This is a genomic window from Bacillus shivajii (assembly GCF_020519665.1).
GTDB lineage: Bacteria > Bacillota > Bacilli > Bacillales > Salisediminibacteriaceae > Bacillus_CA > Bacillus_CA shivajii.
Window position 1 is genome coordinate 462,492 of sequence record NZ_CP084703.1, and the last position, 26,304, is coordinate 488,795.

Sequence of the window (26,304 nt, forward strand, 5' to 3'; positions counted from 1 at the left end):
CTCTTTTTTCTTTGCACTATAAGAATGTATAAAATTTAGCTAAGAAGCAATTTCGGCGTAGTGAAAATTTTTATGTGTATAGTATAAGTGCAACTACGCCTTTGTCTTCGCCTTAAAGGCTCGCCAATCGGCGAGTTTTCTTTATGGAGTCGATAAGACAAAGGAATTCATTACATCAATGATGGGGGATATGTTCGTGATCTGGAGCCTTTAAAGGCAATTCCTCAAACGGCGGATGTGTAATAAAGATTACCGCTACACCAATAAGGTAAAAGAAAGTTATTGTATTTAAAAGAAATGATTTTAGTTTAGAAGACGTTTCCTCAGCTTCCCAATAATATACGACCCACCAGCTTGCTAATGAGGTTAGTAATATAAATAATAGCAGCAAGATCCGAATTTCTTGAGGCATTAACATTTCAGCAGTCATTGCCCCCATTAACCCAGCCATCCCACCTGAGAAGATCCCTTCCATAAGAGAGAGGGAGCCGTGAGGTCCTCCAATGATCATTCCAGCTAGAACAGATAACAATGTAGCGACAATAACTGAGAGAAAGAAGCTCCCATGAAATATTCCTCCGATATACAAACCAAGTGTTAATCCAAACAACATTGCTCCACCCATAGAAACCATCATTTTTTCCATCTTTGTACGTGTTTTGCTACGCTTTTGTACAGCGTACACATATAAAAGTAACGGAATAATAAAGAGAATAATATAAAGAAACATGGCAATTCCTCCAATACCTTAAAACAGGCTCATCTATTCATATGAGTCATGATGTTCTAATATGACAAGCCTTATATTCAAACTGTCATTTGAATATAGTTTTCATAATATATATAATCAAATATATATTAGAATGAAAAGGAAGGAAGTTGTATGGTGAAGGATACGTGTGAAATCTATTGTTATGATGAAGAGAAAGTAACAAGCGCAAAGTCTCAAATAAATGTGGAAGAAATTCGTACAATCAGCGTAGTTTTCAAAGCACTAGCGGACCCGACGAGGTTAACCATATTATATGCACTTATGAAAAAAGGAGAGTTGTGTGTATGTGATGTGGCTAATATTATCGATTCTTCTGTTGCAACAGCTTCACATCATTTGCGAACTCTCAAAAAACAAGGCGTTCTACATTATCGAAAAGAAGGCAAACTAGCTTTTTACCGTATAGAAAACGAGCAAATTGAGTCACTAATTGACGTTGCATTTAAGCAACGTATTGAGGTGAATTGATATGGCTGAAAAAGAGATTTATATTGTTCGAGGATTTACATGAGCGAGTTGTGCTGCTCAGTTCGAGCAGAATGTGAAAGACTTGCCAAGTGTACAGGATGCAAAAGTTTATTTTTCATCGGGAAAAATTGCTGTAGAAGGTACACCAACTGTTAAAGAATTAGAAAAAGCCGGTGCATTTGAAGGATTAAAGCTTCGTAAGGAATCTGAACGTATGCAAGAGAATGTTCCTTTTTGGAAAGAGAGAAGTAATATCTTTGTTATGATTTCTGCAGTTCTTGTGACTGTTGGATGGATTTTTCTTTTTAAATATGGTGAAGAACATCCCGCCACAATGACAATATTTTTATTAGCAATGACCATTGGTGGTTATCGTCTATTTATACAAGGGTTTAAAAATTTAGCAAAACTGCAGTTTGACATGAAAACGTTAATGACTATAGCTATTATTGGTGCGGTACTGATTGGAGAATGGGGGGAAGGTGCAATCGTCGTCATTTTATTTGCAATTAGTGAAGCACTTGAGACATATTCGATGGACCGAGCGAGGCGCTCCATTCACTCTCTAATAGAAAAAGTACCGAAAGAAGCAGTTGTCCTTGGTAAGCATAGAGAAAATATTATTCCAATAAAAGATGTAAAAGTAGGTGACTGTATCATCGTCCGACCAGGGGAACAAATTCCTCTAGATGGAAAAGTGTTGAAAGGGTCTTCAGCTGTCAATGAAGCATCAATTACTGGAGAGAGTGTTCCTGTTACAAAAGAACAGGATGACAATGTTTTTGCTGGTACACTAAATGAAGAAGGTGTGTTAGAAGTTCGTGTTACAAAACACTCGGAAGATACAACATTAGCAAAGATTATAAGGTTAGTGGAGGAAGCTCAAGAAGAAAGAGCACCTGCTCAGCAATTTATCGATAAATTTGCAAAGTATTATACACCTGCAATTATTGTTATCGCTTTTCTCGTAATGATGGTCCCACCTATGATGTTTGCAGCTGACTGGAGCGAATGGATCTACTTAGGGTTAGCAACACTAGTCGTTGGTTGTCCATGTGCACTTGTGATTTCAACACCAGTGGCTATCGTGACTGCAATTGGAAACAGTGCGAAAAATGGGGTTCTTATTAAAGGCGGTATGTATTTGGAGAAGATAGGAGAAATAAATGCAATCGCATTTGATAAAACAGGAACCTTAACACGTGGTATGCCAGAAGTCACAGATGTCGTCCCAGCACAATCTATTGAACGGAGTAGATTACTTGAGTATGCTCTTGCAATCGAACGATACTCGACACACCCAATTGCAGAAGCGATCGTACGGAAAACGATTCAAGAAAATATAAAGCTGCCAGAATGGGTTGTTGAAAAGTCAGAAACGTATACAGGAAAAGGAATGGGGGCAGTGGTCAATGGTGGTTTTGTATTCATTGGGAGCCCAACCTTTGTAGAAAATACGTTTCCAAATGTTTTAAATAAGAACTGGTCAGAAAAAGTTGATCAATTGCAAAAGGAAGGAAAAACAGTCGTCGTTATTGGAAGTGAATATGAATTTTTCGGCCTATTTGCTTTAAGGGATGAAGTTCGAAAGGGCACAAATCCTATCCTAGAAAAGTTACGTGAAAAAGGAATTGAAGAAATTGTTATGTTAACCGGTGATCAGCAGTTTACTGCTGAAGCAATTGGCAAAAAGGCGGGAGTGACCATGGTCAAATCTCACCTTCTACCAGAGCAAAAAGTCGAAGCTGTTACTCGTTTGAAAGAGCAAGGATATATTACTGCCATGGTTGGAGATGGGATGAACGATGCCCCGGCCCTCGCGGCATCCGATATTGGAATCGCAATGGGATCAGCCGGGACAGATGTCGCATTAGAAACAGCCGATATCGCCTTGATGGGAGACCAACTTGAAAAGCTCCCATACTTAGTTGATTTAAGTAAAAAAACATTAAAAATCATTAAACAAAACATCATCTTTTCACTTGCTATTAAAATACTTGCTCTCATGCTAGTACCATTCGGATGGCTGACATTATGGATCGCTATTTTTGCTGATATGGGAGCAACATTACTCGTTACTTTAAATAGCATTCGCTTGATGAAGGTAAAACAAAGTTTAAATAAATAGAGAAGAGAGGATATATACAAAGCCTAGCTTTTGGTATACCTTCTTCTTACACTTTAAGAATTTTTAACTTTGCTAAAGGATTAAAGTAACTGCTCCTGCGGTTACTCGTCGCAGACTACGTGCCTCTTCCTCTTCAAGCACTTCATGGAAGATGATGCGTCGAGGCAGCTCGAAGAATATTCGGAGAAGCGAATGCTCGTTGCTCCTGTGGTTACTCGTCGCAACTCGTAGTTTAATCAATGGAGTTATGCTTGTGGCAACTAAGGCTTTCGCCATTAGGACTTGCACTAAAGCATAAGAGCTTCTAAGTAAGCACACTTCACTTACTAAGAATCTCTTTAACGATAAGCCAAGTTTTGTTTACACGTTAAGAATTGATAAAATTTTAGCGAAGAAGTAGATCGACGTAGAGAAAATTTTTAAGAACTAAGTATAAGTTCAACTAACGCCTCTGTCTTCGCCCAAGGCTCGCCAATCGGCGAGTTTTCTTTATGTCAGTACCGCTAGAATAATAGACAAAACAGTACGAGGGCTGTAAATAGAAAAAAGTCTCCGTAAACACCTGAGTTAAAAAAGTGTAACCGGAGACGGTTGTTAACGATTATTTTTTCATATCAATTTTTTTTAATGTAGTTGTTGTGTCAGCAATTAAATAATTTGATCGCCCTAAGTATAGCGGTAATTGAAGTTTTTCGAAATCCGGTAAGCCACTCTCATTAAATTTGCTTTTGTCTTGGTGGAACTTTCGAATGTTGCCGACAATCCAATCGTGATCACCATATGTATTGATATCGATAACTTCACATTCATAAGCGACATAGGCATCTTTAAGGATTGGTGCACTGACCACGTCTCCTTCTATCCATTCGGCGCCAATCTCGCGAAACTTGTCCCCATCTTTTCCAGTGAGTTTCCCAGATCTTTCGATATAATGGGCATACTCAGCCGGAACGAAGTTAATTGCGTAACCTTTGCTACCTTCGACTAAATGGTGAGTGAAGCGCTCTTCAGCAATTGCGACTCCATAGATCGGTGGATCATAGGAAATGTATGAGTGCCATCCGGCAGCCATGATGTTTTGAACCCCTTCATGTTTTGCTGTTACGAGTGCGACAAGGCCTGGATAACAATGAAGCACTGTTTCATTTGTACTTTTTAACATTGCAGTAGAACTCCTTTCAAGTAAAAATTATTTTCCCCTCACGTGTATTATAAAACAATCGATATATTTGTGCAGAAAAAAAGGTTGTCCAACGTATGAAATACATTGGACAACCGATAGCCATCAATTATTCATGAAGCTCGTATTCTTCTGGAGAATTTGCTTCAATTGGTTCTGATGCATCCATATGACCTAAGAATGTCTCAGGTGTTTCTTCATCTACTAAAATCATTGTTTGGTTAAACCCAAATTGCTCCATTACCATCGCGATTTGCTCAGTTAACATTAGCTCTCCTGAAGATCCTAAGTTAGCACCAAGGATGTCGTTACTGAATGAAATGTATGCAGTATCTCCTTCAAACGTAACAGATTGAACTTGTACACTGTCAGGTAAAAGGCCGATTAAGCTATCTGCATTTGGCCCTGCAACCCAAAGGTCCATCGCTTCTTTCGCTCCAGCTTCATTGTCTGTAACAGAATAATCGGTTTCTAATCTATAAGTCGCCATTAATTGATCGTCAGCGAAATATAGTGAGAGGTTATCAATCATTGCAACGTCTTCTTCGGTTGCATCTTCCTCTTCTTCTGTCGCTTCACTTGACTCTGCTGTATCAACTTCACTGTTCTCATCGTCTTCTGTGCCGCTTTCGACTTCTTCATCTGTTGGTGAACCGGTTGTTTCATCTGCTGGGTCTTGCTCTTCTATATCGTCACCTTGACCACAAGCAGCTAGTACGAGAACAAAGCTTAAACTTAACAATAACCATTTCATTTTTTTCATGATGATCACTTCCTTTTGTGAATATTCATTTTCTTAATCACTTAGTTAGTCGACTAATTCGAGTAGATGTTACAAATATAGCATGAAAAATATATGTGGAGTGCAAAAATCTAGAAATTATGTCGAAAGACTCACTTTAATATTAGCATCAAAAAGGATGGAAACCACCGAGATTCGATGTATGATAGTTTATAGAACGAAATGAAGGGGGGGTTGAAGTGAAAAGTACAAAAGTTGGGCGAATCACTGCTGGTTTTTTCTTCATTTTATTAGGTGTTCTTTGGATTGTATCGAATGTAATAGGTGGGGAAATGGGTGCAATTATTTCATATATGTGGCCGATCTTGCTTATTGCTTTAGGGATTGAGTTTATTTATAAGTTAAAACATAAGGAAGAGGATCGACCATTATCTTTTGATGGCGGGCTAATTGCTTTCTTGTTTGTTGTCATGCTAATGATCAGCGGATTTTCTACCTTACAAAAATTAGGATTTACTGATGTGTTCTCTTTTGTAGGAGGGGGCTATAACACATCGATAACAATTGAAGAAACATTTGCATCAACATCAGATTTAGAAGAGATTCTCTTTCAAATTCCAAACGCAAATATCACTGTTGAAGGAGTCGAAGGAGACGTGATTACTTTAACGGGCGATGTGAAATCGAATCACAATCATGTTGATGATTTAAAGGTGGCTTATGAAGAAGCTTTATCAATTGAACATTCCGAAGAAAAATTTTATTATACGATTTCTCAGACAAGTGTTTCATCATGGTTTTCTAGTTCTAATAATGTTTTTATTGATTTTAAAATTTTTGTACCAAAGTCTGCAAATCTAAATATTGATGTTACAAATGGAAAGGTTAGTGTGGAATCGATACAGCGTGACGTTCAGGTTCATACAACAAATGGAGAGGTAAATGTAAAAGAAGTCGAAGGAAATATAGAAGTACAAAGCACGAATGCGAAGTTAATAATTGCTGATATTGGCGGTCAACTACATGCCGTTACGACGAATGGAAAAATTGAAGTCGATGAAGTATTTGGAGATGTATTTGTTGGTTCTATACTGAATGTTGTGGTCACCCTTATCGGATCAATGTTTCTCTTTGATCTAAAAAAAGACAAAAAAATAGCACCCAATTCTCTCTTTTTGTTAACCTTGAGTTACCACACAAAAAGAAACAAGGAGAGAATTAAGGTGCAACTAGATTTTATCACAAAGTTATTAGGGATTAAAGACAAGCATGTATTCGTATTTGATTCAGGAGAAGAAGAACAGTGCTTTTGGTTTGAACTTCATAGCGAAGTCCGAAAACAAAAGTGCCCAAAATGTAAAGAGAAGACAAAGCGAATCCATGGATATAGAATGCAATCGATTCAAGGAGCTCAGATAGCAGAGAAAAAGGTTTACTTACAATTAAGGAAACGCAGATATCGTTGTATGAACTGTGGCCATGCATTTTTTGAGAAGTTATCTTTTCTAGATAAATACCAACGACATACATCAATGCTTGCTCAAGAAGCGTTATCCTTATGTTCTGAAATGAGTTTTACACACGCAGCTAGAATCTCAGGAATGAGTACGAATCGTTACCTCCGCCTATTTGACAAACGGAAGATAACTGTAAACAAAGTCCTTCCAAGAGCGATTGCGATTGATGAGTTTAAGGGAGATGCAGGTAAAGAAAAGTACCAAACTGTGATCGTTGATGTAGAAAATCGACATATCATTGATATATTACCGGATCGAAAAGTGAAAACGATTGAAAATTACTTTAAAGAATGCGACACCGGTAAGGTAGAGATCGTTGTTATAGACTTATCCAAAGCATTTAAAGAAGCAGTACGTAGACAATTAGGGAGTCCACTAATCATAGCTGATCGGTTTCATTTCATGCGTCACGGGTACTGGGCATTTGATGAAGTGCGACGTGAACTACAGAATGAGTTACAAAAAGACCCTCGTATTAAGCTTAAACGATGTAAAGAACTCTTATGGAAGTCACCTGAAAAGCTTGATGAGAAAGGCAAAGCGAAGGTAGAAAAGCTATTACAAGCACACCCACAGTTAAGACAGGCATATGAAGTGAAAAATGCGCTAGACCAATGGTTTAAACAGAGTACACCAGAGAATGCGAAAGTTGGTTTAGAAGCATGGTATACCTTTGTGGAAGAGTCCGGCATTCCTTCATTTCAAAGGGTAGTAAAAATGTTTAAGAGATGGCAAACAGAGATCCTCCAATCGTTTATGTATCCTTATAACAATGGCTACATTGAAGGTGTGAATAATACAACGAAAGTAACGAAGAGGATGTCATATGGAATTAAAAGCTTTGAGAGATTACGAATGAAGATTTTGTGGAGACAAATGGTTAGATCCCATGCGGTTTACCGCATGGGTAGAGAGAATTGGGAATTTCTGCACCACAACAATTGACAGAGAGCCTATTTGTTCGAGGAACAAATGGTGCGATTGACATAACTAGTAGCTATGTTGGCGGGGAGTGGGAAGTCAGGACAACCAACGGAAGGATTAGAGTCAATCTTCCAAGACAAATAGATGCTGTGATTGATGCTGAAACGAACAATGGTAAGGTGAGTGGGAATATCCCTTGGGTAAGGGAGTATGAAGGGCGTATCATTAAAGAGAATTCACAAGGCAGTTCTACACTTGGTGATGGGGTACATTACATTAAACTGAGAGGGAGTAACGGATCGATTCAAGTTAACCACAAGTAAAAAGGAGTCACTCGGATGAAATGCGAGTGACTCCTTTTCTATATTGTTATAAAGGGGAATAACAAATCTTATTGTAAATCTTCAATTGAATCGATATCCATATACGCCGGAACAACTAGACCAACTTTTGCACCATCTAAGTTTTCACCTAAATCTACAATATCGTCACCATAATCTTCAACTAAGTGTGCGTGTGTTGCAGGCAACCATGCAGCAACCATTGCGTCTGCTTCACCAGATGCAACAGCTTGGAACATGAAGTTTGCTTCAAGTGGAGTAATTGTTACATCATATCCTAAGTCTTCAAGAACAGCTGCCATCATGTTTGTAGATGCGATTTCAGAATCCCAAGCAACAAATACTAGTTCAATAGAATCGCCATCAACAGTGTCAACGCCTTCAGTCCACTCAGCAACAGTGTCTTGGTTATTGTCTACCCATTCGCGAGCAGCTTCAGCGTCACCTTGACCTTCTTCGATTGCCATCATAATTTCACCCATGTCTTCTTCTGTCCAATAGAAGTTTTCAAGAACTTGGTAAGCAGATGGGTGTTCTTCTTCTAACCCTTCACGAGCGAATGTGTTGATAAATTCAGCATCACCGAATACTCCTTCAGGATCTTCTAGGTACTTTAAGTCATATGCAGCGAACTTCCAGTGTGGAGTCCAGCCAGTTACGATGATTGGCTCTTCGTTTTCATAAGCGTCTCCAAGTGCTTGAGTCATTGCAGCATCAGAGCTTGCAGATACGTTCCAATCTTCAAGACCATAAACTTCTAACATATCATCAGCAGCAGCCATGATTCCAGCACCAGCGTCAATACCAGTGATTGTGTAGTCTAACTCTTCACCTACATTTGTTTCTGCAGTGTCTTCACCATTTTCTTCTGTAGTATCTTCTCCACCAGCATTTTCATCAATGTCAGTAGTGTCTCCCTCATCATCTGCGCCACAGCCGGCTGCGATAAGAGTCAGTGATAAACCTGTAATTAAACCAAACTTTTTAAGTGTCAAAATTGACCTCTCCTTTTTTCTCCATTTTTATATATACTCCTTTTTTTAGAAGCTCTGTTAATCAAAATAGTTCAATTTCTATGGATAACAGAGCTTTTTAAAAAAGGGGAAAAACATCATAGTAATTATCGTTGAGTGTTTATTGCTTGTGTTAAGCGGTCAAGAATAATCGCTAAAATAACAAGACAAATTCCCGCCTCAAATCCCATCGCGATATCGTTACGCCCAACGGCATAATATACTTGACGGCCAATTCCGTCTGTTCCGATCATCGCTGCGATAACAACCATCGATAGAGCAAGCATAATTGTTTGGTTCACACCAGCCATGATTGTTGTTTTTGCCATTGGCAACTGTACTTTAAATAGTTTTTGTGCGCCAGTTGATCCGAACGCATCAGATGCTTCAATAATTTCAGTTGAAACTTGACGAATACCTAAGTTCGTTAACCTTACAACAGGAGGCATTGCGAAAATAACAGAAGCAACTACCCCTGGAACGATACCAATACTGAAAAATGCAACTGCCGGAATTAAGTACACAAATGCTGGCATTGTCTGCATAAAGTCTAATATTGGTGTAACAATTCTTTGGACGATATTATTCTTTGCCATCCAGATACCAACAGGGATACCGAAGATGACAGAAATTAATGTTGCTGTAATAACGAGGGATAACGTTAAGATGAGATCATCCCAATAACCAATACTTTCAATAAGGAGTAACCCGAAAAATACGAGAATAGGTAACCCATATGAACCTTGATTTTTTGTGAGCTTATACGCAACTCCAGTTAACACTAAAATAAAAATAATTGGAGGGATAAGCGCAAAGAAATTAGTAAATACGTTCACAGATATGAATTCAATCAATGAACGGATATTTTGAAAAATAAAATCAGCGTTTCTCAACCAATCTACGAAACTTTCAATCCAACTACCAAACTCTAATCTAGGTAAGAAATCTAGTAAGCCATCAAACCATGCATAAATATTTTCATACCACCAATCAAGCATTGCCGTTCACCTCATTTCCCGATAGCGCAGAAAGAACTGTGCTTCGAATAATAATTCCATGTAATTTCTTGTTGTCATCAATGACGGCAATTGGTACAGAAGAAGTTGATGCTGTTTCAAACAACTCAGCCATCGGTGTATCCATCTTCACTGATGGTACATCTGTATTCACTAATGGAGTGATGTCTGTTTCGTTTTCTTTTACAGCTTTTGAAACATCATCTGCGTGCACAATCCCCATCAGTTCACGATTTCTTTTAACGACATAAATACTCGAGATACCTCCATCTCTCATACGTTGCATCGCTACACGAGGGCCGTCTTTTTCAACATTGACTGTTTCTGGACGAACCATAATATTTTCAGCCGTAAATACTTTAGAGCGGTCCACATCTTCAACGAACTTCTCGACATATTCGTTCGCAGGGTTCGTCAAAATTTCTTCTGGTGTACCGATTTGAACAATGGCACCGTCTTTCATAATTGTAATGCGATCTCCAATACGAAGTGCTTCGTCTAAGTCATGTGTAATGAAGATGATTGTTTTTTTCATTGTTTCTTGAAGGTCTAATAATTCATCTTGCATATCTTTACGAATCAATGGGTCTAAAGCAGAGAATGCCTCATCCATTAATAAGATGTCAGGATCATTTGCCAGTGCTCTTGCTAGACCAACACGCTGTTGCATTCCACCTGATAATTGATCCGGATACTGTTCTTCATATCCTTTAAGACCAACAAGTTCTAGCGAAGATAAAGCTTTTTCGCGTCTTTCACTACTAGCAACACCTTGAACTTCCAAGCCGTATTCAACATTACTTAAAATTGTACGGAATGGAAATAAACCGAACTTTTGGAAGACCATACTCATTTTTTTACGGCGAACTTCTCTTAGCTCGCTGTCACTCATACTTGCTAAGTCCTCTCCATCTACCCATACACTCCCTGCGGTTGGATCAATGAGACGATTTAACAATCGGACGAGTGTTGATTTACCACTTCCGGAAAGTCCCATAATAACGAAGATTTCACCATCTTCGACTTCAAAGGATGCTTTATTAACTCCAACTGTATTACCAGCTTCTTTTAGGATTTCTTCCTTTGATTTGTTTTGCTCTAATAGTTTCAGAGCATTTTTCGGACGTCTACCGAATACTTTCGTTAAATTCTCGACTTTAATTTTAGCCAATATAGCCACCTCAATTTTTTACTTTTGCAAATAACGTGCTGTTTGAGCTTTTGTTTTAGTTATTTCGCTCTAAGTAATTCGACCTTTTATACTATAAATGTTAAATAAAATAAAATCAAACAGTATATATCCTTTGTTTTGTACTTAAAGTTCGTTCAGAAAAAACTGTACGGAAGTTATAAACAAGATACTACAATATCCTCCAAATTCCTCTTAATTCGTATACCATCTTCGACTTTCATTATTAGTATGGGATTTGCTACGATTTTAAATAGTAGAAGTAGGAGGAGGTTCGCATATGACGAGCGAACGAAAATATTACAGTGACTATGAGAAATTAGAGAGTGCACGCAATCGTTTTATTACTGAAATTGCTAATAATGTTCATTTGTATGATATAACGTCTTCGGCAGGACGATTATATGGGACGGTGTTTTTTTCAGAGTCACCAATGACATTAGATGATATGAGTAAAGCGTTAGCAATGAGTAAAACGAGTATGAGCACAGGAATTCGTGCGCTAACTGAGGCGAATATGGTAGAAAGAGTTTGGGAGAAAGGGAACAGGAAAGACTTATACAAAGCTGAAGAAGATTGGTATAAGTCATTTTCAAACGTCTTTATTACGAGATGGCGAAATGCAACAGAGAGTAATATGAAGGCGATCGAAGATACAAAAGTGCTATTAATGGAGTTAAAAGAAACTACTACATATGAAAAGATTGAGGAAAAAGTAGTTCTGGATTTAGAAAAATTGAGTGGTGCCGAAGCTTATTACGAATGGCTGAATGAAGTTATTGCAATGTTTGAAACGGGAGAAATCTTCGATATAGTTCCGAAAAAAACACCCAAATCATAATCAAAAGCTGTAGCAATGGAAACATCATTTGCTACAGCTTTTTTACTATTTACAAACCGACATAAAAAAGAGTAAATTTTCGTATTTTATCTTGGTGTCGTACTTAAAGCATTATTTATTTGCTATAATATAAGAGAAACAAAGGTAAAAGGGAGAGAATACGGCATATGAAAAATTATCAATTAGCCTTGATACTGCTAGTTATCGGCTTTATCGGAGGGGCTTTATACTGGGTTTGGGTATTTACAAAATAACGGTTCGTTGTCTCTATCATTAAGATCGTTGCAACTTCTTCACATATATAATTTGGATGATTTTATAAAAGCCAATGTTTTTTCATGAAAAGAAAAAACTTGGTTTTTCTATTGTAACTTATACATTTCAAATAACGACAAAGTAATTAAATAGGGGAGGGAAACACGTGAGAGAGGAATTTGAGCGGTTATATGAAACTTACCATCACAAACTATTTAACTATATCTTTTATATGGTAAGAAGCCGCGAAGTTGCAGAAGAATTAGTGCAAGAAGTATATATTAAAGTGCTGAATTCCTATGAAAATTATGAAGGGAGAAGCAGTGAAAAGACTTGGCTATATTCTGTAGCAAAGCATGTTGGGATAGATTGGATAAGAAAACAGAGTCGCCAAAAGCGGAAGTGGGAAGGGCAAGAATTCGAATGGAGTGAACGAGAATTTGAAGTTTATGACTTAGCTCCGTTACCTGAAGAAATTCTTGTTCAAAAAGATGAAATGCAACAAGTATATAAAAGCCTCGCTAAGTGTACAGAGGACCAACAACAAGTCATTTTATTGCGTTATATTGAATCATTAAGTATAACGGAAACGGCTGAAGTCCTTAGCTGGACGGAAAGTAAAGTGAAAACAACACAACACCGTGCGCTTAAAGCATTAAAGAAATACGCAGAAGACAGTGATATAGAACATGAAAAGGAGGTAAGCCAATGACGAAAAAAAATCAATGGGATGAAAAAGACATTGAAGAAAAACTAAAAAGTATGCCTCCCGTTAATGATGAACGTACTAAGGATGAATTATTTAATGCCATTCAAAAGAAAATGAATGAAGAAGATCATAAGCCAGAAGTAGTTGCAAAGAAGAGAAGGCCTTGGATTTATCCGACATTAGCTTCAGCTGCAGCGATTTTTTTGATTCTACTTATCATACCTTCTTTCCTACAAAATGATGGGCAGGAATTTTCTTCAATGGATCAAGCTGTAGATGATTCAGCCGACAATGCTTCGATAATGACTGAAGACGATTCGGATGTAGAAATCACATTAGATAGCGGTGGTGATCTTACAGAAGAAGATGCTGAAATAGCTGGGTTTTCGGAAGTAGAAGAAAACAACGGAGAAGAACAAAGTATGGCTGTTGAGGAAAAAACAACAACGATTATTACAGCAGTCCCAAGAGTATTTGACGTAGATATGGGAGGAATTAGTCAAGAACGTGTTGCCCTTATTGAAACATCTGTTCAAATAGGAGAAGAAACTGGTGAAACATTAGAAGAGGTATTAGTATATGTTTTGTCTAATCACGAGGACTTACCGTTAAAATCACTTCAAAAAATTGAATTTGATGACGGAGAGGTAGCAAATCTATATTTTGAAGAGGATCATCGTTTACAAAGTTTATCAGCATTTCAATATCATGCTTTAACGTATTCTTTATCGGAGTTATTTGGTCATTATGGATTTGATGAAGTTAGATTTTATGTTGGTGATGAACGAGGAATTATGTTTGGGCAAGAAGGGGAAATTGATGCTCTTGATTCATTAAATGTAAATCGTGGCTATTACGTTTATGAAGATGAACATGGTAAAGAATACTTGTTAAGGAACACGATGATCGGTGAGCCTGCAGCAGATGAAGAAGGTGAATTATTCACTTTTGAGGAAACCATTCATCAAATGAAAGAAATTGAAGAAAAAACATGGTACCGTTCTATCGTTCCAGATTTTATAGAAATTACAGAAATTGATGTGTCAGATGAAACGATACATTTCGTATTCTCTGGTGATGAAAATATAAGTAGTGTTGAAGAACAAGAATTATTTGAACTGTTCTTAAGAGGAGTTTTAGTAACAGCTTCTGACTTTGAACATGAAACATTAACAATTTATTCTGAAAGTAGCGGTTATATTGGGGAATATATGTTGTCAAAGACGGTTATTCCAAATTTTGAAATTGAATAAATGGTAAGGCATACTGACCTTTAAGTCAGTATGCCTTTTATATTACTTTCTCAAATATTTAACCTTTGTAATTATTTTTTTCCGCTTTTCCTTTGAATTTTTTCAATCTGTATTGAAGGCTTTGGCGGCTAAGGTTTAAATCTTTAGCAGCTTTAGTAACATTACCATCATGAATGTCTAGGACATGTTGAATATAGGTTTGTTCAACTTCCTCCATATACGTATTTAATGGGGTGATAGGCTGATCTGTCAAAAGTTTATTTGGTACATGGTGTTGAGAGGGTGTTTCTTCAATAGGGAATTTTGTCCTCACGTGCATAGGTAGGTGGCTGTAATCAATTTCTTCATCATAATGAATTAAATTCATAGCCCCTTCAATCATATGCTCAAGTTCTCTTACGTTACCTGGCCAATCATATTGGGTAAACAGATTCATGACCTGATCTGAAACATCGGGAACTTGTAACTGAAAACGGTGATTATATTTTTCGATAAAATGATCAATTAATATGGGTAAATCTTCTTTTCGGTCACGAAGTGGAGGGATAAGGATTGAAACGACGCTGAGTCTATAGTATAAGTCTTTCCTAAGTTCATTTTTTTCGATAGATTTCAGAGGATCGTCGTTGATCGTCGCGATGATTCTTACATCGATAGAACGATCTTTCGTATCTCCAATTCGTCTAATTGTTTTTTCCTGTATTGCACGAAGGAGTTTCGCTTGTAAAGGTGCGCTTAATGAGTTTATTTCATCAAGCATTAATGTTCCGCCATGTGCTTGTTCAAATAACCCTGGATGTTCTGTTGCTCCTGTAAATGCCCCTCTAACGGTTCCAAATAAAATACCTTCAATGAGTGACTCAGGTAAGGCGGCGCAGTTTTGACTAATAAATGGCTTTGCAGAACGGTCACTTCCATTATGAATGCTTTGTGCAAATAGTTCTTTTCCTGTCCCTGTCTCACCCGTAAGAAGTACAGATGAAGTTGTTCGAGTTGCCTTTTTAGCGCTTCCGATAACCTCTTTAATGAGTTCACTTTCCCCAATTATTTTATCAAATGTATATTTCGCTTCTTGCTTATCGCGAGCTGTTTCTCTTGTAAGTCTCTCGATTTTTGTAATATCTTTGGCGATTTCTACTGCACCAATGATTTCGTTTCCATAATAAAGAGGAAAGGTATGATTTATTGTTGTAATTTCTTGTCCTTTAAAATTAAAATAGGTTTGTTTTGCGTTTCTTCTTACGGAGCCTTTGTTTAAAGCCTGTAGTAATCTACTTTCATTTTCATCTTTAAATAAGAAGATATCCATAATTTGTTTATGTATGACGTCCTCTTTTGCCATATCTTCAATTTCCGACATTTTTTGATTGTAAATAACAGAGTGTCCTTCTTGGTTGATGACGTGAATCCCTACATCAATAGCATCTAATAGCTGGTGATAAATCGGATCAAGGTAGGGAAGTGAATTTATTTTTTGCATAACCAACCGACTCCTTTAAAGAATCTTGTGCGAAGTGTCGAACAGAGATTTATTAATTAGATAAGTGAATCAATTTCATAATTACGTTTTTTGCACAATGAAACAAATGATATTATAACTTTTTTCATTGGATGTACGTTTTATTTGTACTATCAGAATTTATATTTTATGGTCGATAGTATAACGGCAACTAAGGCTTTCGTCATTAAGACATGGCGAAAAGCCAAGTTTTGTTTAGAAGTGAACGTAACTAAAGACGGCGACTCCCAGAGGATCAGTGCAGTCTGAAGATCCACTTAGGCGAAAAGTTGTCGAGCCTAAGTTAGCTGAAGACAAGCCCTCGGGAAAGCGTCCGTCTAAAGTGAAGTTCACGCTCATCATTCGGAATTTCCCATCTAATTTTGAATGATGAAATTGATTCAAGTAGTTTAATCATTTGTGCGGGAATTTTTCAACAATTCTCTTTCTTATTTTACAAATGAATACGGACGAACTGCAAATATTTTTTGCATTTAGGCGCAAAAAAATTTTTCTTGTGCAAATTTTTTTTGCAATTGTCAGAATGTAAGGGCTGTCATTTCGAGGTTTTGAAGTTGGCATGGAAATTGCATTATTTATAACTGTGAAAATTTTATGATAATAATTTATAAAAGGAGTGGATCAGTCCATGGTAGTACCTTACAAACATGAACCATTTACTGACTTTACGGTAGAGGAGAACCGTAAGGAGTTTCAAGCTGCATTAGAGCTAGTTAAAGGTGAGTTAGGGAAAGAGTATCCTTTAATCATTAATGGTGAAAAAATCATGACAGAAGACAAATTTGTCTCTGAAAACCCTTCTAATCGTGAAGAAATTGTTGGGTACGTTTCAAAAGCAGACCAAGAGCTTGCAGAAAAAGCGATGCAAGCAGCTGATAATGCATTTAAATCTTGGAAGAAGTGGGATGCTGCTGCACGTGCGAATGTTTTATTCCGTGCGTCTGCAATGATTCGTCGTCGTAAACATGAATTCTCTGCTTATTTAGTTTATGAAGCAGGTAAGCCATGGAAGGAAGCGGACGCAGATACTGCTGAAGCGATTGACTTCTTAGAATATTATGCTCGTCAAATGCTCCGTCTTAAAGATGGATTTGAAATAAACTCTCGTGAGATTGAGCACAACTCATTTAACTATATCCCACTTGGTGTAGGTGTAACGATTTCTCCATGGAACTTTGCTTTTGCAATCATGGCTGGAACAACTGTTGGCCCACTAGTGGCAGGGAATACAATTTTATTAAAACCAGCGACGACAACACCAGTTGTTGCGTATAAATTTATGGAAGTATTAATGGAAGCTGGTCTTCCGGATGGGTGTGTCAACTATATCCCAGGAAGCGGTTCTGTAATCGGTGACTATTTAGTCGATCATCCGAATACTCGCTTCATTAACTTTACTGGTTCTAAAGATGTTGGTCTCCGAATCTATGAAAGAGCTGCAAAAGTTCAGGAAGGTCAAATTTGGCTGAAGCGTGTCATTGCTGAAATGGGTGGTAAAGATACGATCGTCGTTGACCAAGATGGAGATCTAGAATTAGCTGCAGAAGCTATTACTTACTCAGCATTTGGTTTCTCAGGACAAAAATGTTCAGCTTGCTCTCGTGCAGTTATCCATGAGGATGTATACGATGAAGTGTTAGAAAAAGTTGTCGCTCGTACGAAAGAGCTTACTGTCGGGCCTACTTACAATGACAACTCAAACTTCATGGGTCCTGTAAATGACCAAGCAGCATTTGATAAGATCTTAAATTATATTGAAATCGGTAAAAAAGAAGGCAAGTTAATGGCAGGTGGAGAGGGAGACTCTTCTAAAGGCTATTTCATTCAACCGACTGTATTTGCTGATGTCGATCCAAAGGCACGTCTTATGCAAGAAGAAATCTTCGGTCCGGTTGTTGCATTTACAAAGGCTAAAGACTTCGACCATGCATTAGAAATTGCAAATAATACGGAATATGGCCTTACAGGTGCTGTTATTTCGAACAACCGTGCTCATTTAGAGCAAGCGCGTGATGAGTTCCATGTTGGAAACCTTTACTTCAACCGTGGATGTACTGCAGCAATTGTTGGGTATCATCCGTTTGGTGGATTCAACATGTCCGGTACTGACTCAAAAGCAGGCGGTCCAGACTACTTACTACACTTCTTACAACCAAAAACTGTTTCTGACATGTTTTAAGGCTGGTTGAGATTAATAATTGGATAAAGGGGGAGTGCGCATGACTAATTCAAAGGAAATTATTGATTTAACTGAAAAGTTTGGTGCCAAAAACTATCACCCATTACCGATCGTTATTTCAAAAGCTGAGGGTGTTTGGGTTGAGGACCCTGAAGGGAATCGTTATATTGATATGCTAAGTGCATATTCTGCGGTGAATCAAGGGCACCGTCACCCTAAAATCATTGAAGCGTTAAAAGATCAAGCGGATCGGATCACGTTGACATCTCGTGCGTTTCATAACGATCAGCTAGGCCTTTTCTATGAGAAGGTAACGAGCTTAACAAAGAAGAATATGGTACTCCCTATGAATACAGGAGCTGAGGCGGTTGAGACAGCAGTAAAAGCTGTCCGCCGCTGGGCTTATCGTGAAAAAGGAGTTCCGCAAGGCGAAGCGGAGATCATTGTATGTGAAGATAACTTCCACGGTAGAACGATGACCGCTGTATCATTATCTTCGAATGAAGAATATAAAAAAGATTTTGGCCCAATGCTACCTGGAATTAAAGTGATCCCATTTGGTGACTTACAAGCATTGAAAGAAGCAATCACTCCAAACACGGCAGCATTTTTATTTGAACCAATCCAAGGGGAAGCTGGAATCAACATTCCACCAACCGGATTTTTGAAAGATGCATATGATGTATGTAAAGAGAACAATGTGTTGTATGTTGCAGACGAAATTCAAGCTGGTCTCGGTCGCTCTGGGAAAATGTTTGCTTGTGACTGGGAAAGTGTAGAGCCGGATGTATTTATACTTGGGAAAGCACTTGGTGGAGGCGTTATGCCAATTTCAGTAGTGGCGGCAAATGATGATGTTCTTGGTGTATTTGAACCAGGATCACACGGTTCAACATTTGGTGGAAACCCGCTAGCAGCTGCAGTGTCAATTGCTTCGCTTGAAGTAATCGAAGATGAAGGACTCGTTGAACGATCGTTAGAACTAGGAAACCATTTTATGGATGAGTTAAAAACGATCGACAATCCGAAAATCAAGGAAGTTCGTGGGAGAGGACTATTTATCGGTGTTGAAATGAATGGCCCTGCAAGACCTTATTGTGAGGCTTTAAAAGCAGAAGGATTACTCTGTAAAGAAACGCATGAAAATGTGATTCGTTTTGCACCACCTCTAGTCATTTCAAAAGAGGATTTATCATGGGCAATTGAGAAGGTAAAGAAAATTCTTTCGAACTAATACAATAGAACGTTGTAAGATTATTAGAATGTTAGAGAACGACTAAGATCGAGGAGAACTTCGTGAAAGCGGGCTCTCCTCTTTTTTTCAAAATGCATTAACATTCTTTAATATGCAAAACCTTCGCACGATGAAATATGAAAGATGTTTTTTGTCGTGATTACTTTAGTTATTTGACAGCTTGTGTGAGACTCCGACGGGAAAACGAGCCAGGCGAGACCCCACAGAACGGATCTTCCGTGGAAAGTGAATACAAAAGCTGTCAAACTTAACTACTTCATTTTATTTTCTGATTAGCCTTGGCGTAAGCACTGTGGAGGCTTCTGGATCGACGCGGAAGAACTAACGATTTGGAGCGAAAATTCAACACCAAAGTTTAGCATAAGTATAAACGAAGTATATTGTATGTTATTAAAATTACGAAAGTTCAGAAAAAATCATGAGCGAATCACGTGAAAGCCCTGTTCATGAAGAGTGAGGAGAAGCGTGAAGAAGAAAGGGGTTGAATGGTGATGATTACAAGAAATTTTTTCCTGTTTTTATCTCAAAATAAATTTATAAAAAATAAAGCCACAAAATGGGGACCAAAGATTGGTGCCAAGCAGGTTATAGCAGGGACAACCATTCAGGAGGCAATGGAAAAGGCGGCAGAACTAAATAAGCATGGGCTTGTATGTACTGTTGACCATCTAGGGGAATTTGTCTATAACAAAGACGAAGCGATTGATTCGGCAAATTATTGTGTTCGTACGTTAGATGCTATTGCTGAATCAGGGGTGAATTGCAACCTCTCACTCAAATTGACACAACTTGGATTAGATATCGACCGTAATTTATGTCGTGATAACATGCTGAGGATTCTAGAGACAGCAAAAAAACATAATATTTTTGTTCGAATCGATATGGAAGACTACTCACATTTAGATGCAACGTTAGATATTTTACAAGAGTTAAGACAGTCGTATGATAGCGTTGGGACAGCAATCCAAGCATATTTACATCGTGCTGAAAAAGATGTACAGAATTTGAAAGGAACAAACATCCGTCTTATTAAAGGTGCTTATAAAGAATCTCCTGAAGTAGCTTATCAAGATAAGAAAGAGATTGATGGGAATTATCTAAAAATTATTAAAACACATCTATTAAACGGAAGCTATGCTGCTATTGCAACGCATGATCATAATATTATCAATGAAGTGAAAGCGTTTACTAAAGAGAACAATATTCCGAAAGATCAATTTGAATTTCAAATGTTATATGGTTTTCGTAATGAATTACAAAAAGAGATTGCTAATGAAGGGTATAAAATGCGTGTTTACATTCCATTTGGTGAAGACTGGTACGGATACTTCATGCGCCGCTTAGCCGAAAGACCGCAAAATGTAACCTTTGCTCTTCGAGGTCTCTTATCTAAGTAAAGGGCCATATAGATAAGGCTATGTCGTTTAACAAGCTTTTAAGGAGATTTATAACGAGATAACCGATGCTATACACATTGCATTACGATCTTTCTTTCGATTGAATAATAGATGGTACAAAATTTACTAGTTTCAATGAAGGGAAAGGGACGTGAAAGAAATGAACAAGCGAATTTCGATTATCGGTGTTCCGATGGACTTAGGTCAGACGCGGCGTGGAGTAGATATGGGGCCGAGTGCAATGCGATATGCCGGCGTTGTGGAACGTCTTGAAAACTTAGGTTATGAAGTCAATGACCGTGGGGACATTGAAATCGGGCGTCCGCCAAAATATGATGTAAAAAATGAAGATAACTTAAAAGATTTAGATGAAGTCGTAAAAGCAAATCAAGCACTTGCAGAGAGCTTGAAAGATGCTGTAAATGACGGAGAATTTCCATTAGTTTTAGGTGGAGACCATAGTATTGCTATCGGTACACTTGCAGGGGTTGCACATATGCATAAAGAGTTAGGCGTTATTTGGTATGATGCGCATGGTGATTTAAATACTGGCGAAACATCTCCTTCAGGGAATATCCATGGAATGCCACTAGCGGTGAGTCTAGGCATTGGTCACCCAACTTTGACTGAAATTGGAGGCTTTGCACCGAAAATCAAACCAGAAAACATTGTCATTATTGGTGCACGTTCATTGGATGAAGGCGAACGTGAGCTTATTAGAGAAAAAGGAATCAAAGTGTTTACGATGCATGAAATTGATCGTGTAGGGATGACAAATGTGATGGAAGAAGCGCTCTCTTATGTTTCTAGAAATACAGATGGGATTCATCTTAGCTTAGACTTAGATGCACTTGACCCGCAGGATGCACCCGGTGTAGGTACGCCAGTCGTTGGGGGCACGACATATCGAGAAACGCATTTAGCGATGGAAATGCTTGCTGAACGTAAGCTTGTGACGTCAGCGGAGTTTGTTGAAGTAAACCCAATTTTAGATGCAAAAAACCAGACAGCTGAAGCTGCAGTAGGACTGATCGGTTCATTATTTGGTGAAAAATTACTTTAAAAAGCATCTAAGAAGAACTTGGCTCAAAGAAGTGAACCAAGTTCTTTTTGTATGCCGTAATATAAGTAACTGTTGCTTGCATCGTATTAATCAACTGTTTTAAATTAGCTCTGTTAACCAACACTAGCTTTTAAAAATGCTGTTGTTGATTTTGTGTGTCTTAGCTATAGACGGACGCTTTCACCCCAAGGCACAAGTGCGACATCCGTTCATGCATCACTTCACTTCGCTTGCATTCACGGTGGCTTCTTTGCCGCAGGCACGGCCTCAACTACCCAAAGCTATTAAATTAAATGGTGAAGTAGTGTTGTTGCAATACCAAAGTATATTAATAACGAAAAGATATCATTTAACGTTGTAATTAAAGGTCCAGATGCGACAGCAGGGTCTATACCAAAGCGATATAATAGAAGAGGAATAATTGTTCCAGCCATCGTTCCGATGATAAGCGTAGCAAATAGCGAGATTCCTACAACTACCCCTATCATCATTCCTTGCCAAACCATGCCGAGTATAAAGATCAATACACCACAAGCGATCCCAATAATTATTCCAACGTTTAACTCTCGCCAAAGTAGTTTCACAACCGTTTTTCTATCTAAATCATTTGTAACAAGGCCACGAACGACAACAGCTAAAGATTGTGTGCCAGTATTCCCTGTCATTCCAGCAATCATTGGCATGAAAAAAATTAACGCAACTACTGCTTCCAGGGTTTCTTCAAACTGTCCGAGAATCGTACCAGATATTAATCCAATGAATAAAAGTAAGACGAGCCATGGTAAACGACGGTAAGAAGCAACGGTCGCTTTTGTTTGAAAGTCAATGTCTTTACCAGATGCAGAAAGTTTTTCAATATCCTCATTTGCCTCTTCGATAAATACGTCAATAATGTCATCAACAGTGACAATCCCTTTTAACACATCGTTTTCATCGATGACTGGAACAGCTAAAAAGTCATAACGTTGAATAAGCTGAGCAACTTCTTCTTGGTCAGTACCGACTGGAACAGAAATAACTCTGTTGAACATAATACCCTTAATTTTTTCGTCTACATCTGCTAAAAGAAGGTCACGATAAGATACAACACCTACAAGTTTTTTGTCTTCATTGATAACATATAAATAATAAATATTCCTTGTCAGTTCTGCAAAGCTTTTAAATTTATCGACTGCTTCACGAACGGTATAATAATCCCGAATCCAAACAAATTCATTTGTCATGATCCCCCCAGCAGTTTCAGGTGGATAGCTCATCAATTGCTGAACCGTGTTTGATTCTTCACGCTTCATGGCAGACAAGTATTCATCAAGCTTCTCTTCAGAGATTTCACTTAATAAATCAGCTAAATCATCGTTGTCCATAATATCCATGATTTTTGATGACTTTTCAATACCTAGCTTTTGAAGAACTTCTTTTTGCATTTCCGGCTCAAGTTCCATCATAAGGTCGGCAATTTGCTTAGATGTTAGGAAGGTTAAAAATTTAAAATGGTGCTTGTCAGGTAGCTCGCGATATAGTTTTGCAATGTCATAAGGGTGTAGTTCTTCAAGAAGTAGTTGAAATGCATCGCGTTTTGCTTCGCGTAAATACTTTATGATCAAAACGGTTAATTGATTTGTATTCAAGGTACCACACTTCTTTCGTCATTCAATAAATACAGTTTCTATCTTGTCATGTTTATTCTATCTTATATATTAACATTAGCACCTTTTTGAGACATAGGAGTTTTCTTAATTTTATATATGACAGTAGTACATAAGAAAACAGGCAAAGGGACTAAATTACTCCCTTTGCCTGTTTTATCTAATGACTATCTTATGAGGTTTCCGAATCCAGGAGATCCTGGAGGTGAATTCACGATCATATCATAAAGTGGAATTGTGTATGCAAATAAAATGAGTACAATCGTAATGGCGATCCACAGCTTCCAGTTCTCCAAAAACTTCGGTGTTCTTGCAGTATCATCTGGATCTGGTGTCACTGGGAATTCTGTTTCTCCTTTAGGAGCTAAGAATGTTAAATAAATAAAGTTATAAAACATGAGTACACCAGCTGCTGTTAAAATAACTCCGCCTATTCCGACTGTAATATGACTGACGAAGATCCCTTCAAACCACTCTAAAGCTGCCGGATGGTCTTGGTAAGTCGTATAAGCTGTTCGTCTAGGTGCACCGAATAAACCAAGGATGTGCATCGCTCCTGACATTAAGAACATACCAATTACCCATAACCACGTTTGAACCATCCCGCAACGATTCGCATGCTTTGTAAAACGTCGCCCCGTAAGGTGAGGCAGTAGCCAATATGCTGCACCAAAGAAGGTAAGTAGTACAGTCGTTCCAACTGTTAAGTGGAAGTGACCAACAACCCATAACGTATTATGGATGACAGCATTCATCTGAAAACTTGCATTAATGATTCCACCTGCTCCTGCTGGGATAAAGACAAGCATCCCCATAAATGGAGCGAAGAACCGTACATCTTTCCAAGGAAGCTTTTTAATCCAACTGAATAACCCTTTACCACCTTGTTCACGCCCTGTCTGCTCAAAAGTGGCAAAGATGGAGAACGCTGTTAGTAAGGAAGGTACCACAACGACGAACGTTAAAACAGTTTGTAGGAATTTCCAAAACTCTGTAATCCCAGCTTCCATTAACTGATGGTGGAATCCTACTGGTATTGAGAAAAGCAAAAATAGAACAAATGCTAATTTTGCAAGTGAAGCACTAAATAATCGACCCCCAATTAATTTTGGGATAACTGTATACCAAACCATGTAAGCAGGCATGATCCAAAAATAAACAAGCGGATGTCCGAAGTACCAGAAAAGTGTTCGACTTAATAAAACGTTAATCTCATCAGTTAAACCAAGTGCCCACGGAAGCATTTGGAATAACACCGTTGTTGCAACACCTAAACCAGAAACTAACCATAGTAGCAATGTTGCAGTTGTCATAAATCCAAATAGTGGTGTCGGTTTACCAGGGTTAGCTTTTTTCCATTTATAAAAGTGAGTTAAAAGTGCTGCTGATGCAACCCAAGTACCGACGACAAACAACGTTAAACCAACGTAGAAAATCCAATGTGCCATAAGTGGAGCATAAAACGTGAAAAGAACAGATGCTTCATTTAGTAATATCATTGTTGCGGCCATGATTGTACCAATTGTTGTAATGATAAAACCGATCCAACCTAATCTTCTTAAGCCGTCAGAAAAAGCACCTTGCGTTTTGCTCATCCCTGCAAAGAAGAACCCGAAAATAAAATATGTTGTAAATACAAGAGCTAATAACACACCGTGCGCAGTTAGAATTTGATAATAAGTGAGCCATGCTGGAAGCTCAAGCATCCCACCACGAGCCAAACCTTGGAGTAACCCGCCAAAGACACCAATTAGAAAGGCAACAAAAGCGACAGATAAATGAGCCACTCCAAGCTTCCTGTCTTTTGGATCAACACCTGGTTGAATATCATAACTATAATCTTCTTGTAACGCTAAGTTAGACTGTCTCATTGTGGGATCACCTCAATCGTCATTTGCATGTAGTGGTGGCCAGTGCCACAATATTCATTACAGAGTACAAGGTGTTCACCAGGTTCTGTAAATGTATGTGATGTCATATTGACATGTCCTGGAGTAATCATCATATTGACGTTTGTCCCAGGTATTGTAAAACTATGAATGACGTCTTTACTTGTTACTTCAAAATATACTTTTGCTCCTTCTGGAACTTCAATCACACCCGGATCATATCCGTATGCCTGTGCAACGATTCTTGCTCTGTACGTATTTTCATCAATTTTTTCTAAACCAGGCTCCGACCAGACAGGGTCTTGATCTAAGTTTTGTGAGTCAACTGTAGCCATATGACTTGGTGGTTGTTGTCCAAATGCAAAAGCTGCAACTCCTAGAACAAGAAGGAAAAAGATTAATGATCCAATTCCAAAGATTAACCAAATTTTTTCATACTTGTGTATATGCATCGATGATTGCCCCCTTTTATCAAATGCGTCCTAAAAATAAGAAGAAAACTGCAAACCAAGAAACTAATATGAAACCGCCGATTGACATGACAAAAACGAGTGTCCCTTTTAAGGATGAATTTTCTTGACTCGTTTGTTTTGGTTGATGGTCGCGCATAGGTTTGCTCATAAATTGCCCTCCTTCAAAATTCATTACTTGTTAAGAACCCCATATTCATCATAGCGGATGATGGAAGTGTGATGAGAATCATTTTGTGAAAGATTAGTGAAATTTTGTAAAAAAATGTAATTAACACTACAGTTGTGTTGTTAACAAAAATAGCCAAAGGGAAAAATAATATGAGGGAGAAAATCATAAAATAAGTGAAGGTGTTTATTCATTTATTAAAAGAAAATGTTTTCGAAATATTTGTGACAACGATTTGAACTTCATTGACGGTAAAAAAAGTCGTGTGCTATACTTTATGTACAATGAAAATCATTCTCAACTAATTTTGAATCATTCTAAATTAGCAACAATTATTAAAAGTTTTAGGTTTAAACAGCCGATTCACAT

22 protein-coding genes are annotated in these 26,304 nt (G+C 38.0%); 11 read left to right on the forward strand and 11 right to left on the reverse strand.

The window, feature by feature from the left end:
* Positions 1 to 175: 175 nt before the first annotated feature.
* Positions 176 to 730, reverse strand: coding sequence for a hypothetical protein (locus tag LGQ02_RS02320; RefSeq protein WP_226516647.1), 555 nt, complete (start codon positions 728 to 730; stop codon positions 176 to 178).
* 153 nt (positions 731 to 883) lie between these two features.
* Here LGQ02_RS02320 and LGQ02_RS02325 point away from each other — a divergent pair, with 153 nt between their 5' ends.
* Positions 884 to 1,240, forward strand: coding sequence for an ArsR/SmtB family transcription factor (locus tag LGQ02_RS02325; protein WP_226516648.1), 357 nt, complete (start codon positions 884 to 886; stop codon positions 1,238 to 1,240).
* A 1-nt stretch (position 1,241) separates the two neighbouring features.
* Positions 1,242 to 3,368, forward strand: coding sequence for a heavy metal translocating P-type ATPase (locus tag LGQ02_RS02330; RefSeq protein WP_226516649.1), 2,127 nt, complete (start codon positions 1,242 to 1,244; stop codon positions 3,366 to 3,368).
* 601 nt (positions 3,369 to 3,969) lie between these two features.
* Here the strand turns inward: LGQ02_RS02330 and LGQ02_RS02335 are convergent.
* Positions 3,970 to 4,530 carry a flavin reductase family protein gene (locus LGQ02_RS02335; RefSeq protein WP_226516650.1) on the reverse strand — a complete coding sequence of 187 codons (561 nt, stop codon included), beginning with the start codon at positions 4,528 to 4,530 and terminating at the stop codon, positions 3,970 to 3,972.
* A 127-nt stretch (positions 4,531 to 4,657) separates the two neighbouring features.
* Positions 4,658 to 5,311: a GerMN domain-containing protein gene (locus LGQ02_RS02340; RefSeq protein WP_226516651.1), complete on the reverse strand. Its 654-nt coding sequence runs from the start codon at positions 5,309 to 5,311 to the stop codon at positions 4,658 to 4,660.
* A gap of 218 nt (positions 5,312 to 5,529) precedes the next feature.
* Here LGQ02_RS02340 and LGQ02_RS02345 point away from each other — a divergent pair, with 218 nt between their 5' ends.
* Positions 5,530 to 7,752: an ISL3 family transposase gene (locus tag LGQ02_RS02345; RefSeq protein WP_226516652.1), complete on the forward strand. Its 2,223-nt coding sequence runs from the start codon at positions 5,530 to 5,532 to the stop codon at positions 7,750 to 7,752.
* Complete coding sequence (locus LGQ02_RS02350) at positions 7,725 to 8,054, forward strand: DUF4097 family beta strand repeat-containing protein (RefSeq protein WP_226516653.1); 330 nt, start codon at positions 7,725 to 7,727, stop codon at positions 8,052 to 8,054. Before LGQ02_RS02345 ends, LGQ02_RS02350 begins: the two co-directional genes overlap by 28 nt.
* 68 nt (positions 8,055 to 8,122) lie before the next feature.
* Here LGQ02_RS02350 and LGQ02_RS02355 read toward each other — a convergent pair whose 3' ends face one another.
* From LGQ02_RS02355 to proV, 3 genes are all read right to left on the reverse strand, one after another.
* A complete protein-coding gene (locus LGQ02_RS02355; protein WP_226516654.1) occupies positions 8,123 to 9,067 on the reverse strand; it encodes a glycine betaine ABC transporter substrate-binding protein in 945 nt (314 codons plus the stop codon).
* A 125-nt stretch (positions 9,068 to 9,192) separates the two neighbouring features.
* Positions 9,193 to 10,083 carry an ABC transporter permease gene (locus tag LGQ02_RS02360; RefSeq protein WP_226516655.1) on the reverse strand — a complete coding sequence of 297 codons (891 nt, stop codon included), beginning with the start codon at positions 10,081 to 10,083 and terminating at the stop codon, positions 9,193 to 9,195.
* Positions 10,076 to 11,272 (reverse strand): glycine betaine/L-proline ABC transporter ATP-binding protein ProV, encoded by a 1,197-nt coding sequence (proV, locus tag LGQ02_RS02365; protein ID WP_226516656.1) that lies wholly within the window; start codon positions 11,270 to 11,272, stop codon positions 10,076 to 10,078. The genes LGQ02_RS02360 and proV overlap by 8 nt, the downstream gene beginning before the upstream one ends.
* Before the next feature lie 298 nt (positions 11,273 to 11,570).
* Here proV and LGQ02_RS02370 point away from each other — a divergent pair, with 298 nt between their 5' ends.
* From LGQ02_RS02370 to LGQ02_RS02380, 3 genes are all read left to right on the forward strand, one after another.
* Positions 11,571 to 12,131, forward strand: a complete 561-nt coding sequence (locus LGQ02_RS02370) for a GbsR/MarR family transcriptional regulator (RefSeq protein WP_226516657.1) — start codon at positions 11,571 to 11,573, stop codon at positions 12,129 to 12,131.
* A 421-nt stretch (positions 12,132 to 12,552) separates the two neighbouring features.
* Complete coding sequence (gene sigX, locus LGQ02_RS02375; RefSeq protein WP_226516658.1) at positions 12,553 to 13,098, forward strand: RNA polymerase sigma factor SigX; 546 nt, start codon at positions 12,553 to 12,555, stop codon at positions 13,096 to 13,098.
* Complete coding sequence (locus tag LGQ02_RS02380) at positions 13,095 to 14,348, forward strand: hypothetical protein (RefSeq protein ID WP_226516659.1); 1,254 nt, start codon at positions 13,095 to 13,097, stop codon at positions 14,346 to 14,348. The genes sigX and LGQ02_RS02380 overlap by 4 nt, the downstream gene beginning before the upstream one ends.
* Positions 14,349 to 14,406: 58 nt before the next feature.
* On the opposite strand, the gene LGQ02_RS02385 is transcribed toward LGQ02_RS02380, so the two are convergent.
* Positions 14,407 to 15,828, reverse strand: coding sequence for a sigma-54 interaction domain-containing protein (locus LGQ02_RS02385; RefSeq protein ID WP_226516660.1), 1,422 nt, complete (start codon positions 15,826 to 15,828; stop codon positions 14,407 to 14,409).
* 667 nt (positions 15,829 to 16,495) lie between these two features.
* On the opposite strand from LGQ02_RS02385, the gene pruA reads away from it, so the two are divergent.
* From pruA to rocF, 4 genes are all read left to right on the forward strand, one after another.
* A complete protein-coding gene (gene pruA / locus LGQ02_RS02390; RefSeq protein ID WP_226516661.1) occupies positions 16,496 to 18,046 on the forward strand; it encodes an L-glutamate gamma-semialdehyde dehydrogenase in 1,551 nt (516 codons plus the stop codon).
* A 40-nt stretch (positions 18,047 to 18,086) separates the two neighbouring features.
* Entirely contained in the window at positions 18,087 to 19,280 is a 1,194-nt protein-coding gene (locus LGQ02_RS02395) for an ornithine--oxo-acid transaminase (protein ID WP_226516662.1), read from the forward strand.
* A 512-nt stretch (positions 19,281 to 19,792) separates the two neighbouring features.
* Positions 19,793 to 20,698, forward strand: a complete 906-nt coding sequence (locus LGQ02_RS02400) for a proline dehydrogenase family protein (RefSeq protein WP_226516663.1) — start codon at positions 19,793 to 19,795, stop codon at positions 20,696 to 20,698.
* 160 nt (positions 20,699 to 20,858) lie between these two features.
* Entirely contained in the window at positions 20,859 to 21,761 is a 903-nt protein-coding gene (gene rocF / locus LGQ02_RS02405; protein ID WP_226516664.1) for an arginase, read from the forward strand.
* A gap of 284 nt (positions 21,762 to 22,045) precedes the next feature.
* On the opposite strand, the gene mgtE is transcribed toward rocF, so the two are convergent.
* From mgtE to LGQ02_RS02425, 4 genes are all read right to left on the reverse strand, one after another.
* Positions 22,046 to 23,389, reverse strand: a complete 1,344-nt coding sequence (gene mgtE, locus LGQ02_RS02410) for a magnesium transporter (protein WP_226516665.1) — start codon at positions 23,387 to 23,389, stop codon at positions 22,046 to 22,048.
* Positions 23,390 to 23,574: 185 nt separating this feature from the next.
* Positions 23,575 to 25,278 carry a b(o/a)3-type cytochrome-c oxidase subunit 1 gene (locus LGQ02_RS02415; RefSeq protein WP_226516666.1) on the reverse strand — a complete coding sequence of 568 codons (1,704 nt, stop codon included), beginning with the start codon at positions 25,276 to 25,278 and terminating at the stop codon, positions 23,575 to 23,577.
* The gene (locus tag LGQ02_RS02420) at positions 25,275 to 25,748 is read right to left on the reverse strand and encodes a cytochrome c oxidase subunit II (protein WP_226516667.1); all 474 of its coding nucleotides are present in this window, start codon (positions 25,746 to 25,748) and stop codon (positions 25,275 to 25,277) included. Before LGQ02_RS02420 ends, LGQ02_RS02415 begins: the two co-directional genes overlap by 4 nt.
* A 19-nt stretch (positions 25,749 to 25,767) precedes the next feature.
* Positions 25,768 to 25,917, reverse strand: coding sequence for a cytochrome c oxidase subunit 2A (locus LGQ02_RS02425; protein WP_226516668.1), 150 nt, complete (start codon positions 25,915 to 25,917; stop codon positions 25,768 to 25,770).
* Positions 25,918 to 26,304: the final 387 nt, after the last annotated feature.

Excerpts from the sequence above, each read along its gene's own strand:
- LGQ02_RS02320 (WP_226516647.1), bottom strand. The coding sequence starts at position 730 with ATGTTTCTTTATATTATTCTCTTTATTATTCCGTTACTTTTATATGTG.
- LGQ02_RS02325 (WP_226516648.1), top strand. The coding sequence starts at position 884 with ATGGTGAAGGATACGTGTGAAATCTATTGTTATGATGAAGAGAAAGTA.
- LGQ02_RS02335 (WP_226516650.1), bottom strand. The coding sequence starts at position 4,530 with ATGTTAAAAAGTACAAATGAAACAGTGCTTCATTGTTATCCAGGCCTT.
- LGQ02_RS02340 (WP_226516651.1), bottom strand. The coding sequence starts at position 5,311 with ATGAAAAAAATGAAATGGTTATTGTTAAGTTTAAGCTTTGTTCTCGTA.
- LGQ02_RS02360 (WP_226516655.1), bottom strand. The coding sequence starts at position 10,083 with ATGCTTGATTGGTGGTATGAAAATATTTATGCATGGTTTGATGGCTTA.
- LGQ02_RS02370 (WP_226516657.1), top strand. The coding sequence starts at position 11,571 with ATGACGAGCGAACGAAAATATTACAGTGACTATGAGAAATTAGAGAGT.
- LGQ02_RS02380 (WP_226516659.1), top strand. The coding sequence starts at position 13,095 with ATGACGAAAAAAAATCAATGGGATGAAAAAGACATTGAAGAAAAACTA.
- LGQ02_RS02385 (WP_226516660.1), bottom strand. The coding sequence starts at position 15,828 with ATGCAAAAAATAAATTCACTTCCCTACCTTGATCCGATTTATCACCAG.
- pruA (WP_226516661.1), top strand. The coding sequence starts at position 16,496 with ATGGTAGTACCTTACAAACATGAACCATTTACTGACTTTACGGTAGAG.
- LGQ02_RS02395 (WP_226516662.1), top strand. The coding sequence starts at position 18,087 with ATGACTAATTCAAAGGAAATTATTGATTTAACTGAAAAGTTTGGTGCC.
- LGQ02_RS02400 (WP_226516663.1), top strand. The coding sequence starts at position 19,793 with ATGATTACAAGAAATTTTTTCCTGTTTTTATCTCAAAATAAATTTATA.
- rocF (WP_226516664.1), top strand. The coding sequence starts at position 20,859 with ATGAACAAGCGAATTTCGATTATCGGTGTTCCGATGGACTTAGGTCAG.
- LGQ02_RS02415 (WP_226516666.1), bottom strand. The coding sequence starts at position 25,278 with ATGAGACAGTCTAACTTAGCGTTACAAGAAGATTATAGTTATGATATT.
- LGQ02_RS02420 (WP_226516667.1), bottom strand. The coding sequence starts at position 25,748 with ATGCATATACACAAGTATGAAAAAATTTGGTTAATCTTTGGAATTGGA.
- LGQ02_RS02425 (WP_226516668.1), bottom strand. The coding sequence starts at position 25,917 with ATGAGCAAACCTATGCGCGACCATCAACCAAAACAAACGAGTCAAGAA.